Raw genomic sequence first — 13520 nt, forward strand, 5'->3', positions numbered from 1 at the left:
GCATGCATGGACGAGTTGACACTCGGTTTGATCGGCGCTGGCGCCGTGGTGGTCGGGGGCGTGGTCGTGTACAACGCGTGGCAAGGCGCGAAGGTGCGCCGCAAGATGCCGCGGCCGATGCCCGCAGAAACCGCCGAGAACTTCGCGCGGGACGATCAGGAGGAGCAGAGCCCGTTTATCGAACCGGCTCGTCCGACTACGCGTCGCGAGCCGGTGGTGGGCGGTTCGGATGCGGGAGCGGAAACGGCAGCGGCGCGCGTAGAGCCGACTTTTGGCGTCGCGGGTGCCGCGCCGCTCGATACGGCGGCCGATATCCAGGCCGAGACGACGACGCCGAACGGCTATCCGGAAGCCGAGGGTGTGGCGCAAGCCGAGCGCGGCGAGGGCGCCGAAGAGGCTGCTGCTACCGCTCGCCAGGCCGAGGAGCCGCAGGAACCGATTCTGCCCGCCGCTACGACGATTTCGTCGGCGCCGCCGGCTATCGTCGATCGCCGGATCGACTGCATCGTGCCGATTCGCCTGAACGGCCCGGTCGCGGGCGACAAGGTCATTCCGCTCGCGCAGCGTCTGCGCCGCGCCGGCAGCAAGCCGGTGCATATCGAAGGCAAGCTCGAAGGCGGCGCGTGGGAATTGCTGCAAAACGGCGCGCGCTACGAAGAATTACGCGCGGCCGCGCAACTGGCCAATCGCAGCGGCGCGCTCAACGAGCTGGAGTTCTCCGAGTTCGTGACCGGCGTGCAGCAGTTCGCCGATGCGCTGGATGCGTCGCCGGAATTTCCCGACATGCTCGAAACGGTCGCAATGGCGCGTGAGCTGGACGGTTTTGCCGCACAGTGCGACGCGCAGCTGTCGATCAACGTGCTCTCGGACGGCGCGCCGTGGTCGGCCAATTATGTGCAGGCGGTGGCGTCGCAAGACGGTTTGCTGCTCTCGCGCGACGGCACGCGCTTCGTCAAGCTCGACGCGAGGCAAAGCCCGGTGTTCATGCTGCAATTCGGCGACACCAACTTCCTGCGCGACGACCTGACCTACAAGGGCGGCCAGATGATTACGCTGGTGCTCGACGTACCGGTGGCCGACGAGGACATCCTGCCGTTCCGGCTGATGTGCGACTACGCGAAATCGCTGGCTGAGCGGATCGGCGGACGGGTAGTCGACGACGGACGCCGGCCATTGCCCGAAAGCGCGCTGCTCGCCATCGAAAAACAGCTGATGACGCTTTACGCGAAGCTCGAACAGGCGGGCATTCCCGCCGGTTCGCCGGCCACGCGGCGTTTGTTCAGCCAGTAAGCTGCGCGTTTTTTCGTGGTGTTTGTGACGGCCGCACGATGTGCGGCCGTTGTCGTTTCGGGCGGCGTAATCGCCCAGCACGAGATGTCGTGGGGGACGCCGCGAAACTGGCCATCCGGCCGATGTAAAGGGGCACGCTTCCTGCGATAATCCAATGTCCTGATTTCACTTAACGCAGCTTCCGACCGCATGTCCCGAACTCCCGCTTCCCCTCCAGCAACCAGCGCTCCCGCCGAGCGGGCCGCGTGGCTGCGCGCAGAACTCGAACGAGCCAACTACGCGTACTACGTGCTCGACCAGCCGGACCTGCCGGACGCGGAATACGACAAGCTCTTCAAGGAACTGGAGCGTATCGAGACGGAGCATCCGGACCTGATCGTGCCGGATTCGCCCACTCAGCGAGTCGGCGGTGAGGCGGCGAGCGGCTTCGAGCCGGTCGTCCACGACCAGCCCATGCTGTCTCTGAACAACGGTTTCGCCGACGAAGACATCGTCGCGTTCGATAAACGCGTCGGCGACGCGCTCGGCAAGAACGCCAGCGAGCCGCCCGTGCCGGTGGAATACGCAGCCGAGCTGAAGTTCGACGGCCTCGCCATCTCGCTGCGTTACGTCGACGGCACGTTCGTCCAGGCGTCCACGCGCGGCGACGGCACTACCGGCGAGAACGTCACGGAAAACGTTCGCACGATCCGCTCCATCCCGCTGAAGCTCAAAGGCAAACGCGTGCCGCACGTGCTCGACGTACGCGGCGAAGTGCTGATGTTCAAGCGCGATTTCGAACGTCTGAACGAACGTCAGCGGGCTGCGGAGCAGAAGGAATTCGCCAACCCGCGCAACGCCGCAGCGGGCAGTTTGCGGCAGCTCGATTCGAAGATCACCGCACAGCGGCCGCTGTCGTTTTTTGCGTATGGAATCGGCGTGCTCGAGGGCAGGGAGATGCCTGCCACGCATAGCGAAATGCTCGACTGGTACAAGGAGCTCGGCTTGCCGGTCAACGGCGAACGCGCGGTGGTGCAGGGCGCCGAGGGCTTGCTCGGCTTTTTCCACGGCGTCGGCGAAAAGCGCGAGAAGCTGCCGTATGACATCGACGGCGTGGTCTACAAGGTCAACCGGCGCGACGAACAGGACGCGCTCGGCTTTGTGTCGCGTGCGCCGCGTTTTGCGCTCGCGCACAAATTCCCCGCGCAGGAAGCGCTGACCAAACTCATCGCAATCGACGTGCAGGTGGGACGCACCGGCGCGATCACGCCGGTGGCGCGGCTGGAGCCGGTGTTCGTCGGCGGCGCGACGGTGACGAATGCGACTTTGCACAACGAAGACGAAGTGCGGCGCAAGGATATTCGCATCGGCGACACGGTGATCGTGCGGCGCGCCGGCGACGTGATTCCCGAAGTTGTGAGCGCGCTGCTCGACCGGCGTCCTGAGGACGCGCACGAGTTCGTCATGCCCACACAGTGCCCGGTGTGCGGCTCGAATATCGAGCGCTTGCCGGACGAGGCGATCGCTCGCTGCACCGGCGGTTTGTTCTGCCCGGCGCAACGCAAGCAGGCGCTTTGGCACTTCGCGCAACGGCGAGCGCTGGATATCGACGGCCTCGGTGAGAAGATCATCGACCAGTTGGTCGAGCAGAATCTGGTGCGCACGCCAGCCGACTTGTTCAATCTCGGCTTTGCCACGCTCGCTGAACTTGATCGTTTCGCGGAGAAGTCGGCGCAGAACCTGCTCGATTCGCTCGAAAAGGCCAAGCACACCACGATGGCTCGCTTTATTTATGCGCTGGGGATTCGTCATGTGGGCGAATCGACGGCGAAGGATCTGGCCAAGCACTTCGGCTCGCTGGATCCGATCATGGATGCCTCGGTCGAAGCCTTGCTGGAAGTCAACGACGTGGGACCGGTGGTCGCCGAGTCGCTTCACCAGTTCTTTGCCGAAGACCACAACCGCACGGTGATCGAGCAACTGCGCGCGCCGGGAAAGGTGACCTGGCCGGAAGGGCCGCCCGCTCCGAAGGCGCCGCAGGGCGTGCTGGCCGGCAAGACCGTGGTGCTAACCGGCACTTTGCCGGGTCTCGCCCGCGAGGTAGCGAAAGAAATGCTCGAAGCGGCCGGTGCCAAAGTGGCCGGCTCAGTGTCGAAGAAAACAGATTATGTGGTGGCGGGGGCGGAAGCCGGCAGCAAATTGGCCAAAGCCGAGGAACTCGGCATCCCCGTACTCGACGAAGATGGTATGCGTAAGCTCCTGGAGGGGCAGTTATGATCCGCGAAATTCTTAAGATGGGCGATCCGCGTTTGTTGCGCATTGCCGATCCGGTCGATCACTTCGACACGCCCGAGTTGCATGAACTCATCAAAGACATGTTCGAGACCATGCACGACGCGAACGGGGCGGGTCTTGCCGCGCCGCAGATCGGGGTGAACCTGCAGGTGGTGATCTTCGGTTTCAGCCGTAACGAACGCTATCCGGACGCGCCGTCGGTGCCGGAGACGGTGCTCATCAATCCGACTATCACGCCGGTCTCGCAGGATATGGAAGAGGGTTGGGAAGGCTGTCTGTCGGTGCCTGGGTTGCGAGGCGCGGTAAGCCGGTTCTCGATGATCAAGTATCACGGCTTCGATCAGTACGGAAATCCGATCGACCGCGTCGCCGAGGGCTTTCACGCCCGGGTGGTGCAGCACGAATGCGATCATCTGATCGGCAAGCTGTATCCGATGCGGATCAACGATTTCGCGAAGTTCGGCTTCACGGAAGTCCTGTTTCCGGATATGGATCCGAATAGCGACGATTGACGGTTTTGCCAACGCTGTCAAGCCTCTTAAGGCTGTGGCCGGCGGCAAAAAAAACCCACGCGATTGCGTGGGTTTTTTGTTGGGCGAGCGGTCCCGGCGTCAGAACGATTCGTCCGCCGACAGATAACGCCACTGTCCCGGCGGCAGTGCGCCCAGCACGACGTGGCCCATCCTTACGCGCTTGAGGCCGATCACTTCGAGGCCGACCAGTTCGCACATGCGGCGGATCTGGCGCTTCTTGCCTTCGCGCAGCACGAAACGCAACTGCTCGCCGTTCTGCCAGTTGACCTGGGCCGGCTTGAGCGGCACGTCGTCGAGCGACAAGCCGTGGCATAACAGCGCCAGGCTTTCCGGCGGGAAATGGTTCTCCACGTCGACGCTATGTTCGCCAAACGCGACGCGCACCAGATATTCCTTGTCGACGTCGGAATGGCCGCCGATCAGCTGTTTTGCGACGCGGCCGTCCTGCGTCAACACGAGCAAGCCCGTCGAATCGATATCCAGACGGCCTGCCGGTGCGAGTTGTCGGAGATGCGAGACCGAGAAACGGATCTCCGAGGCGTCGCCTTCCCAACGATTTTCCGGCGTCACCAGCGTGATGGCCGGTTGATAGCCGTCTTCCGCCTGGCCCGACACGAGGCCCACCGGCTTGTGGATCAGCACCGTCACCTGGCTTGCTTGCGCGGCTTCGGCGGCAGGGTCGATTTCGATGCGCTGATCCGGACGAACCTTGGTGCCGAGCGTATCGATCCGCTCGCCGTCCACCAGCACCCAGCCCTTTTCGATCCATTCATCGGCTTCGCGGCGCGAGCACAGGCCGAGTTCGGACATCAGTTTCGACAGACGCAGCGTGCCCGGCGCGTCTTCATAGTCGCGACGCGGAGTGCGCGGGGCGGCGTCGGTATCGGTGTTGCGTTCGGCGCGAGCTGCGGGCGCCGGGTTGCGCGGTTTTTCCGCGCGAGCCGGACGGACGTCGCCGAAGCGGCGGCCAGCGGCGGGTAGTGTTTTATCGAAGCTGCGGGCAGGTCGTTCGCTGCGCTCGCCACGTTCAGCACGATCGGCGGCGCGCGGCGGGCGATCGCCGAATCCGCGTTTTGCGGGTGCGCGTTCTCCGCGCTCGTCACGCGGCGCGCGTGCCGGACGGTCCGAACGATCGCCGTAGCCGCTTTTCACCGGTTTTGCGAAGCTGCGCTCGCCACGATCTCCTCGGTCGCCCTCGACGCGACGCGGTGCGCTGTCGCCACGCGGGCCGCGATCGCCAAAACGGGGACGCTCGGAAGCGCCTCGTTCATCGCGCGCAGGGCGTTCGCCACGCTGGCCGCCTTCCGACGGACGGCCTGCACCGGGGCGCGCGCCGCTGAACGGCCGACGTTCGCCATCTTCGCGACGCGGCGGGCGGTCGCCGAAACTGCGCGGTGCGCGTTCGGTGCGATCGCCGGTGCCTTCAAACTTACGGGGCGCGCGTTCGCCGCGATCGCCGGCGCCTTCAAATCGACGAGGCGCGCGTTCACCGCGATCACCGGCGCCTTCAAACTTACGGGGAGCGCGTTCGCCGCGATCGCTGGCGCCTTCAAATCCACGAGGCGCGCGTTCACCGCGATCGCCTGCGCCTTCGAACTTACGCGGCGCGCGTTCACCGCGATCACCTACGCCTTCGAACTTACGGGGAGCGCGTTCACCGCGATCGCCTGCGCCTTCGAACTTACGCGGCGCGCGTTCACCGCGATCACCGGCGCCTTCGAACTTACGCGGCGCGCGTTCACCACGATCGCCCGCACCTTCAAACTTACGCGGCGCACGCTCTCCCGCCTCTCTGCGCGGACCGCGTTCACCGCTGCCCTCAAACCGACGCGGAGCGCCACGCTCACCTTCATCGCGACGCGGCGGGCGATCCGACGGCGCACGACGCGCAGCGCCCGCATCCCGCTCACGTGAAAACGATCCTTCAGCACGCGGCGCTCGCGCGCCGGCACCAGCGGCCTTACCGCCAGCCGGTCGCTTACCCGCACCAGATGCGGCCCCAGCGCCTTCACCCCGTGCCCCACTAAAACCCGTCGGCGACGGTTTCGGTCCCGCCGGACGTGTCGGCTTACGCGCCGACGTGCTGCCGGTACGGACAGGGGCGCGTTCGGACGAAGCCGGCCGCGGGTGCTTGGCTGTTAATTTGAGTCGCATGAAATCTCACACTGCAATCGCGCGCAGGAGTTCGGTCTCGACCTGAATTTGCAGGCGGTTGTCCGACAGACCGAGTCCATCCAGCAGGAACACGTCTTCGACGCGTTCGCCAAGCGTGTTGATCCGCGCCGAAGCGACGCCGACCCGATGCTCGGCGAGCACGCGCGCGATCGAATAAAGAAGGCCTGGCCGGTCGTTGGCCGACACGGACAGGATGTAATATTGGCCGCGCTCGTCGGCCCGAAGATCGACGCGCGGCGTGACAGGGAAGGTCCGCGACAGCCGCGACAGCCGGCCTTTCGACGGCCCGGGAAGCAGGGTGCCGTCGCCCGTGAGGCGGGCGGTCAGTTCCTGTTCGACCAGGTTGGCAATATCGCGATAATGCACGTCTTCTTCGGTATGCGCGACGAGGAAATTATCGAGCGCATACCCATGACGCGTCGTGCTGACCCGCGCATCCAGCACCGACAGGCCATTGCGGTCGAAATACGAGCAAATCGCGGCAAACAGATCGGGCTGGTCTTTTACATACACCAGCACCTGCAGCGCCTCGCCGATGGGCGACGGACGCGCGCGCACGATCGGCAGCGGGGTTTCGACATGGCGCGACAACACCCGCGTTTGCCAGGCGATGTCCGCCGCGTCGTGACGCAGGAAATAGCCGATATCGAGCTTGTCCCACAGCGCTTTTTCCGCGCCTTCCGGCACGGTTTCGAGACGCAGCAAGGCGAGCGCTTCTTCCTTGCGGGACTTGAGTTCGGAGTGCGCATCGGGACGGGCGCCGCCCAGTACGGCCAGCGTCGCGCGATACAGGTCTTCGAGCAGCTTGCCTTTCCACGTGTTCCAGACTTTCGGGCTGGTGCCGCGAATGTCGGCGACGGTCAGCAGATAAAGCGCGGTGAGACGGCGTTCGGTGCCGACCAGCTCGGCGAAACGCTTGATGACTTCCGGGTCGCTCGTGTCCTGCTTTTGCGCGACCTGGCTCATGGTCAAATGCTGCTGCACCAGCCACACGACCAGTTCGCCGTCCTCGCCTTCGATGCCGTGGTTGCGGCAGAAGCGCCGCGCGTCGGCCATGCCAAGTTGCGAGTGATCGCCGCCGCGGCCTTTGGCGATGTCGTGAAACAGCGCCGCCACGTACAACACCCACGGCCGGTCGAAATTGACGATCAACTGGCTGCAGAACGGATACTCGTGCGCGTGTTCGGCCACCGCGAAACGTCGCAGATTGCGCAGCACCATGAGGATGTGCTGATCGACGGTGTAGACGTGATACAGGTCATGCTGCATTTGTCCGACGATGCGCCGGAAGTTCAGCAGATAGCGTCCCAGCACGCTGGTCTGATTCATCAGCCGAAGCGCGTGCGTGATTCCGGCAGGCTGCTTCAGGATGTCCATGAAGAGGCGGCGGTTTTCCGGGTCGCGGCGCCAGTGCTGATTCATCACGTCGCGGGCGTTGTAGATCGCGCGCAGCGTGCGTGCCGACAGGCCCTTCACGCCAGGGGTCTGCTCGTAGAGCAGAAACGCCTCGAGGATCGCGTTGGGCTCGCGCTGAAACACGTCATCGCTGGCGATTTCCAGCATGCCCTGTTTTTCGACGAAACGGTCCGACAGCACGCGCGTGATGCCGCTCGTACTCGGGAAGAGTTGCGCCTCGATGTTCTGGATCAGGATCGTCGCGAGTTGCGTGACGGCCTTCGCCGCCCAGTAATAGCGGCGCATCAGCTGCTCGCTGGCACGCTTGGTCGCGGTCGGCTTGTAGCCGAAGCTTTCGGCCACCGACGTCTGCAGATCGAACACCAGAATGTCCTGGCGACGCCCCGCGGTCACATGCAGCCGCGCACGAAGCGTCTTCAGGAAGCTTTCGTTGCGGCGCAGTTCGTGAGCTTCGCGCTCGGTGATGAGCTCGCGCGCCTCGAGTTCGCGCCAACTGCTGCCGAAACCGGCCGCCTGGGTGATCCACAGGATCAGCTGCAGATCGCGCAGGCCGCCCGGGCTTTCCTTGATATTGGGTTCGAGCGCGTAGGGTGTGTCCTGGAATTTGGCGTGGCGCTGGCGCATTTCCAGCACTTTTGCCTGGAAGAAAGCCTTCGGGTCGAGCGCGTCGCGGTAACGTCGCGCAAAATCGTCGAATAGCGTGGCGCTGCCCGTGATACGCCGGGCTTCGAGCAGCGAGGTGCGTACGGTGACGTCGTTGGCGGCTTCTTCGAGGCATTGCGACACGCTGCGCACGCTGCTGCCGAGTTCCAGACCCAGATCCCACGCGAGGCTGATGAAACGCTCGATGCGCGCTTCGAGATGCTCGATCGGCGCGTCGGGCAGCAGCACCAGAATGTCGATGTCCGAATGCGGCGCCAATTCGCCGCGCCCGTAGCCGCCGACCGCCAGCAAGGCCAGTTCGGGCGGCAGTTCGCAGGTGTTCCAGGCGGCGCGCAGCGAGTCGTCGGTGGCGCGCGCGAGGGCGGCCATCAGCGAATCGACGTTGGCAGCCGTCTTGAAGCGTTCCAGCAGTTGGGCTTTGGCCACCTTGTAGTCCGCCTTGAGCGACGTGGCATGGGATTGGGCGACGGCTGGAACACTACTCATTGGCAGGCGGGCGGTGAGGTCGGAAATCGGTCAGGCGGTGGCCGCGACCATTGGCGGACGTGCGGGCGTGCCGGCCGAGACGGTCAGCACGTCGTAGCCGGTGTCCGTGACGAGCACGGTGTGCTCCCACTGGGCCGACAGGCTGCGGTCTTTGGTCTTGACGGTCCACTGGTCCGGCATGGTGCGGATGTCGCGGCGGCCGGCGTTGATCATCGGTTCGATGGTGAAGATCATGCCGGCTTGCAGTTCGAAGCCGGTGCCGGGTCGGCCGTAATGCAGGATCTGCGGGTCTTCGTGAAACACCGTGCCGATACCGTGGCCGCAATACTCGCGCACCACGCTGTAGCCCTGGGCTTCGGCGTGTTTCTGGATCGCATGGCCGATATCGCCGAGGTGCGCGCCCGGACGAACCTGGTCGATGCCGAGCCACATGCATTCGAAGGTGGTCTGAACCAGCCGCTTTGCCATGATCGAGCCTTCGCCGACGATGAACATGCGGCTGGTGTCGCCGAAATAGCCTTCTTTGATGACCGTGATATCGATGTTCAACGCGTCGCCGTTCTTCAGCGTTTTGTCACCGGGAATGCCGTGACAGATCACGTCGTTGACCGAAATGCAGGTCGCCTTGGGATAGGGCGGGTAGCCGGGCGGCTGATAATTCAGCGGCGCCGGGACCGTGCCCTGTTCCTTCAGCATGTATTCGTGGCAGAGGCGGTCGAGTTCGCCGGTGGTAATGCCGGCGGCGACGAACGGTGTAATGTAGTCGAGCACTTCGCTTGCAAGCTTGCAGGCAACGCGCATCTGCGCGATATCGTGTTCGGTTTTGAGCGTAATAGCCATGAGTCGGGCCTGAAATGCGAATTATTGCAAGATTATCGCACCATATTCCGGCTGCCGCAGGCTTTTGCAACCCCTCGGCACCGCTCGCGCCGTGCCTCGGCATGACGGGCCGCGATCCGGCTGCGTCAAACTGGGCTGATTGGGCAGGTTGAGTCGTGCGATAGTCACGTGCTATAATGTTTGGCTAAGTCGATCCATGTCTCGTTTTATTGTCCGAGATGGCAAAAAGATGGTGGGAACGACTTCTCGTGATGTCAGTTGTCTGCGTCACGAGGTCGAGTAGTGTAAGGCAGCAGACTCGCAAGCCGGCGCACCCAGGGTGTCCGTCGTGTTCAGCCAAATATAAGGCGGGCGCGGCCGATGCGGCAGCCGGCTTAAGACCCAACCCTCGCGGAGATTTTCATGGCAGTTACTATGCGTCAAATGCTGGAAGCCGGTGTCCACTTCGGTCACCAAACGCGCTTCTGGAACCCGAAAATGGCCCCCTTCATTTTCGGTCATCGCAACAAGATTCACATTATCAACCTCGAAAAGACGCTGCCGATGTACAACGACGCGCTGAAGTACGCGCGTCAACTGGCAGCCAATCGCGGCACGATTCTGTTTGTCGGCACGAAGCGTCAATCGCGCGACACGATCGCTGAAGAAGCGCAGCGCGCAGGTATGCCGTTCGTCAACGCGCGCTGGCTCGGCGGTATGCTGACCAACTTCAAGACGCTGAAGGTATCGATCAAGCGCCTGAAGGACATGGAAGCAGCGCTGGAAGCAGGCGAAACCGAACGCATGAGCAAGAAAGAAGCTCTGCTGTTCGAACGCGAAATGGCCAAGCTGGTCAAGTCGATCGGTGGCGTGAAGGACATGGGCGGCATTCCGGACGCGATCTTCGTGGTCGACGTCGGCTACCACAAGATTGCTGTGACCGAAGCTAACAAGCTGGGCATTCCGGTCATCGCCGTGGTCGACACGAACCACTCGCCGATCGGCATCGACTACGTGATCCCGGGTAACGACGACGCTTCGAAGGCTGTCGCTCTGTACACCGCTGGCGTGGCTGACGCGATCCTGGAAGGCCGTGCTAACGCGGTCAACGAAACGGTGCAGGCTGCACGTGGTGGCGACGGCGACGAGTTCGTCGAGGTCAACGCGGAAGCGTAAAGCTGCCCCGTGTCCGGCAAAAAAGGGGGCTTTCTACAGGCCCCCTTTTTTTAAGTCGCGACGATGCAGCAGGGCGCTGAAAGACGTGCCCAAAGCGTGCCCCGTAAAAAATACGTGAAACGCTGAAACGAATTCTTGCCGCCGGTATCGAAGTCCGGGCGGCGTGTGACAGACGGAACTCAAGGAGCAAATGATGGCGGCAATTACCGCAAGCATGGTTGCAGAACTGCGCGCAAAGACCGACGCGCCGATGATGGAATGCAAGAAGGCGCTGACGGAAGCCGACGGCGATATGGCGCGCGCTGAAGAGCTGCTGCGCGTGAAGCTGGGCAACAAGGCCAGCAAGGCGGCATCGCGCGTCACGGCTGAAGGCGTGGTCGCATCGTTCATCGGCGGCAATGCGGGTTCGCTGGTCGAGCTGAACTGCGAAACCGATTTCGTTTCGAAGAACGACGACTTCCTGGCCTTCACCAAGAAGGTCGCCGAGCTGGTCGCTACGCAAAACCCGGCTGACGTCGCTGCTCTGTCGGCACTGCCGCTGGACGGCTCGACGGTCGACGCAGTGCGTCTGGCATTGGTCGGCAAGATCGGTGAAAACCTGTCGATCCGCCGTTTCGTGCGTTTCGACACGGCTAACAAGCTGGCAGCATACCTGCACGGCACGCGTATCGGCGTGCTGGTCGAGTACACCGGCGCGGACGAGCAGGTCGGCAAGGACGTGGCGATGCACATCGCTGCAATGAAGCCGGTGTCGCTGTCGTCGGACGACGTGCCGGCGGATCTGATCGCCAAGGAACGCAGCATCGCTGAGCAGAAGGCGGCTGAATCGGGCAAGCCGGCTGAAATCGTCGCCAAGATGGTCGACGGCAGCGTGCAGAAGTATCTGAAGGAAGTGTCGCTGCTGAACCAGACGTTCGTTAAGAACGACAAGCAGACGATCGAACAGATGCTGAAGGCTGGCAACGCGAGCGTGCAGAAGTTCGCGCTGTTCGTGGTCGGCGAAGGCATCGAGAAGAAGCAGGACGACTTCGCAGCCGAAGTGGCCGCTCAAGTCGCTGCTGCAAAGCAGCAATAAGCTTCACCCAAGCTTCAGCTAGTATCGTTGGACCCGCGGTGGAGCAAGACTCTGCCGCGGTCGGCAGCGCCGCAAGGCTGCGCGCGGGTTGACCCTCGCTGCGCGGCCGCCCTTGGCAAACCCCAGGGTTTTGTCAATTTGGCGGTGCTTGCCCGAATCAGCATTTCACCCCTACATTAGTCCCTTGTTGTTGCCCTGTTCTGCGCGATCTGGATACCCCTATGCCCACTGCCTACAAACGCGTCCTGCTCAAACTCTCCGGTGAAGCCCTGATGGGCGACGATGCCTTCGGCATCAACCGCGCGACCATCGAACGAATGGTGGCGGACGTGGCCGAAGTGGTCCGTCTCGGAACGCAGCTGGCCGTGGTGATCGGCGGCGGCAATATTTTTCGTGGCGTCGCAGGCGGCGCGGCCGGTATGGACCGCGCCACGGCCGATTACATGGGCATGCTGGCCACCATGATGAACGCGCTGGCCCTGCAGGATGCGATGCGTCACGCGGGCATCGAGGCGCGCGTGCAATCCGCGTTGCGCATGGATCAGGTGGTCGAGCCGTACATCCGCCCCCGCGCGATCCGCCAGCTCGAAGAAGGCAAAGTCGTGATTTTTGCGGCCGGCACCGGCAACCCGTTCTTCACGACCGACACGGCCGCTGCGCTGCGCGGTGCCGAAGTCGGTGCGGAAGTCGTGCTGAAGGCCACCAAGGTGGACGGCGTCTATTCGGCCGATCCCAAGAAAGACCCGAGCGCAACGCGCTACACGACGATCAGCTTCGACGAAGCCATCGGCCGCAATCTGCAGGTGATGGACGCCACGGCGTTCGCGCTGTGCCGCGACCAGAAGCTGCCGATCCGTGTGTTTTCGATCGTCAAGCCGGGCGCGCTCAAGCGCATCGTTCAAGGCGAGGACGAGGGCACCCTCGTCCACGTGTAAACTCTCGTTCACATAACGTGGGCTTTAACGCGAGCCCGTGCCGCCGCCTATTGCGCGCGCTGGCCGGCTCGCACCGTTCTGAAGGTTCGGAGGTTTAAAAATGTCTGTGGCTGATATCAGGAAGGGCGTTGAACAAAAGATGCAACGCTCCATCGACGCGTTCAGGAACGACCTGTCGAAAATCCGCACGGGCCGTGCACACACGGGCCTGCTCGATCACATCCAGTGCGACTATTACGGTTCGCCGGTGCCGATTTCGCAGGTCGCGAATCTGACGCTGATCGACGCGCGTACCATCGGCGTCCAGCCGTGGGAAAAGAAGATGGTCCAGGTCGTCGAAAAGGCGATCCGCGAGTCGGACCTCGGTCTGAACCCGGCCACGCAAGGCGACGTGATCCGCGTGCCGATGCCCGCGCTAACCGAAGAACGCCGTCGCGAACTGACCAAGGTGGCCAAGAGCGAGGCGGAAACGGCCAAGATTGCCGTGCGCAATCTGCGCCGCGACGCGAACGAGCAACTCAAGAAGCTCGTGAAAGACAAGGAAATTTCAGAAGACGACGAGCGTCGTGCCGGTGACGACGTTCAGAAGCTGACGGACAAGTTCGTCTCTGAAATCGAAAAACTCGTCGTGACGAAAGAAGCCGAGATCATGACGGTCTGAGGCCGCCCGGCACTCAG

Annotated in this window: 10 protein-coding genes; 7 read left to right on the forward strand and 3 right to left on the reverse strand. The window is 63.2% G+C overall.

Annotation, left to right across the window (positions count from 1 at the left end; genetic code table 11):
• The first annotated feature begins 6 nt into the window (after nt 1-6).
• The 3 genes from FQ705_RS27195 to def all read left to right on the forward strand — a co-directional run bounded on the left by FQ705_RS27195 (nt 7) and on the right by def (nt 4076).
• Nucleotides 7-1290, forward strand: coding sequence for a cell division protein ZipA C-terminal FtsZ-binding domain-containing protein (locus FQ705_RS27195; protein ID WP_144146439.1), 1284 nt, complete (start codon nt 7-9; stop codon nt 1288-1290).
• A gap of 189 nt (nt 1291-1479) precedes the next feature.
• Complete coding sequence (gene ligA, locus FQ705_RS27200) at nt 1480-3546, forward strand: NAD-dependent DNA ligase LigA (RefSeq protein ID WP_144146442.1); 2067 nt, start codon at nt 1480-1482, stop codon at nt 3544-3546.
• Nucleotides 3543-4076 carry a peptide deformylase gene (def, locus tag FQ705_RS27205; protein ID WP_144146445.1) on the forward strand — a complete coding sequence of 178 codons (534 nt, stop codon included), beginning with the start codon at nt 3543-3545 and terminating at the stop codon, nt 4074-4076. Before ligA ends, def begins: the two co-directional genes overlap by 4 nt.
• A gap of 99 nt (nt 4077-4175) precedes the next feature.
• Here the strand turns inward: def and FQ705_RS27210 are convergent, their stop codons facing one another.
• Genes FQ705_RS27210 through map form a run of 3 tightly spaced genes read right to left on the reverse strand, consistent with a single transcriptional unit; the run spans nt 4176 to nt 9677 of the window.
• On the reverse strand, nt 4176-6251 hold the full coding sequence (locus FQ705_RS27210) for a pseudouridine synthase (protein WP_144146448.1): 2076 nt from the start codon (nt 6249-6251) through the stop codon (nt 4176-4178).
• 6 nt (nt 6252-6257) lie between these two features.
• Nucleotides 6258-8837 carry a [protein-PII] uridylyltransferase gene (locus FQ705_RS27215; protein ID WP_144146451.1) on the reverse strand — a complete coding sequence of 860 codons (2580 nt, stop codon included), beginning with the start codon at nt 8835-8837 and terminating at the stop codon, nt 6258-6260.
• 30 nt (nt 8838-8867) lie between these two features.
• Nucleotides 8868-9677: a type I methionyl aminopeptidase gene (gene map / locus FQ705_RS27220; RefSeq protein ID WP_144146454.1), complete on the reverse strand. Its 810-nt coding sequence runs from the start codon at nt 9675-9677 to the stop codon at nt 8868-8870.
• Between the two features lie 402 nt (nt 9678-10079).
• On the opposite strand from map, the gene rpsB reads away from it, so the two are divergent.
• The 4 genes from rpsB to frr all read left to right on the forward strand — a co-directional run bounded on the left by rpsB (nt 10080) and on the right by frr (nt 13503).
• Nucleotides 10080-10832 carry a 30S ribosomal protein S2 gene (gene rpsB / locus FQ705_RS27225; RefSeq protein WP_144146457.1) on the forward strand — a complete coding sequence of 251 codons (753 nt, stop codon included), beginning with the start codon at nt 10080-10082 and terminating at the stop codon, nt 10830-10832.
• A gap of 193 nt (nt 10833-11025) precedes the next feature.
• Nucleotides 11026-11907, forward strand: a complete 882-nt coding sequence (tsf, locus tag FQ705_RS27230) for a translation elongation factor Ts (RefSeq protein ID WP_144146460.1) — start codon at nt 11026-11028, stop codon at nt 11905-11907.
• Between the two features lie 221 nt (nt 11908-12128).
• On the forward strand, nt 12129-12842 hold the full coding sequence (pyrH, locus tag FQ705_RS27235) for a UMP kinase (protein WP_144146463.1): 714 nt from the start codon (nt 12129-12131) through the stop codon (nt 12840-12842).
• A gap of 100 nt (nt 12843-12942) precedes the next feature.
• Complete coding sequence (gene frr, locus FQ705_RS27240) at nt 12943-13503, forward strand: ribosome recycling factor (protein WP_144146466.1); 561 nt, start codon at nt 12943-12945, stop codon at nt 13501-13503.
• Nucleotides 13504-13520 lie beyond the last annotated feature (17 nt).

This window comes from Paraburkholderia sp. BCC1884 (assembly GCF_900996225.1).
GTDB lineage: Bacteria > Pseudomonadota > Gammaproteobacteria > Burkholderiales > Burkholderiaceae > Paraburkholderia.

What these genes read in the sequence shown, in the direction of transcription:
- ligA (WP_144146442.1), top strand. Translation starts at nt 1,480, where the DNA reads ATGTCCCGAACTCCCGCTTCCCCTCCAGCAACCAGCGCTCCCGCCGAG.
- FQ705_RS27195 (WP_144146439.1), top strand. Translation starts at nt 7, where the DNA reads ATGGACGAGTTGACACTCGGTTTGATCGGCGCTGGCGCCGTGGTGGTC.
- def (WP_144146445.1), top strand. Translation starts at nt 3,543, where the DNA reads ATGATCCGCGAAATTCTTAAGATGGGCGATCCGCGTTTGTTGCGCATT.
- pyrH (WP_144146463.1), top strand. Translation starts at nt 12,129, where the DNA reads ATGCCCACTGCCTACAAACGCGTCCTGCTCAAACTCTCCGGTGAAGCC.
- map (WP_144146454.1), bottom strand. Translation starts at nt 9,677, where the DNA reads ATGGCTATTACGCTCAAAACCGAACACGATATCGCGCAGATGCGCGTT.
- rpsB (WP_144146457.1), top strand. Translation starts at nt 10,080, where the DNA reads ATGGCAGTTACTATGCGTCAAATGCTGGAAGCCGGTGTCCACTTCGGT.
- frr (WP_144146466.1), top strand. Translation starts at nt 12,943, where the DNA reads ATGTCTGTGGCTGATATCAGGAAGGGCGTTGAACAAAAGATGCAACGC.
- FQ705_RS27215 (WP_144146451.1), bottom strand. Translation starts at nt 8,837, where the DNA reads ATGAGTAGTGTTCCAGCCGTCGCCCAATCCCATGCCACGTCGCTCAAG.
- FQ705_RS27210 (WP_144146448.1), bottom strand. Translation starts at nt 6,251, where the DNA reads ATGCGACTCAAATTAACAGCCAAGCACCCGCGGCCGGCTTCGTCCGAA.
- tsf (WP_144146460.1), top strand. Translation starts at nt 11,026, where the DNA reads ATGGCGGCAATTACCGCAAGCATGGTTGCAGAACTGCGCGCAAAGACC.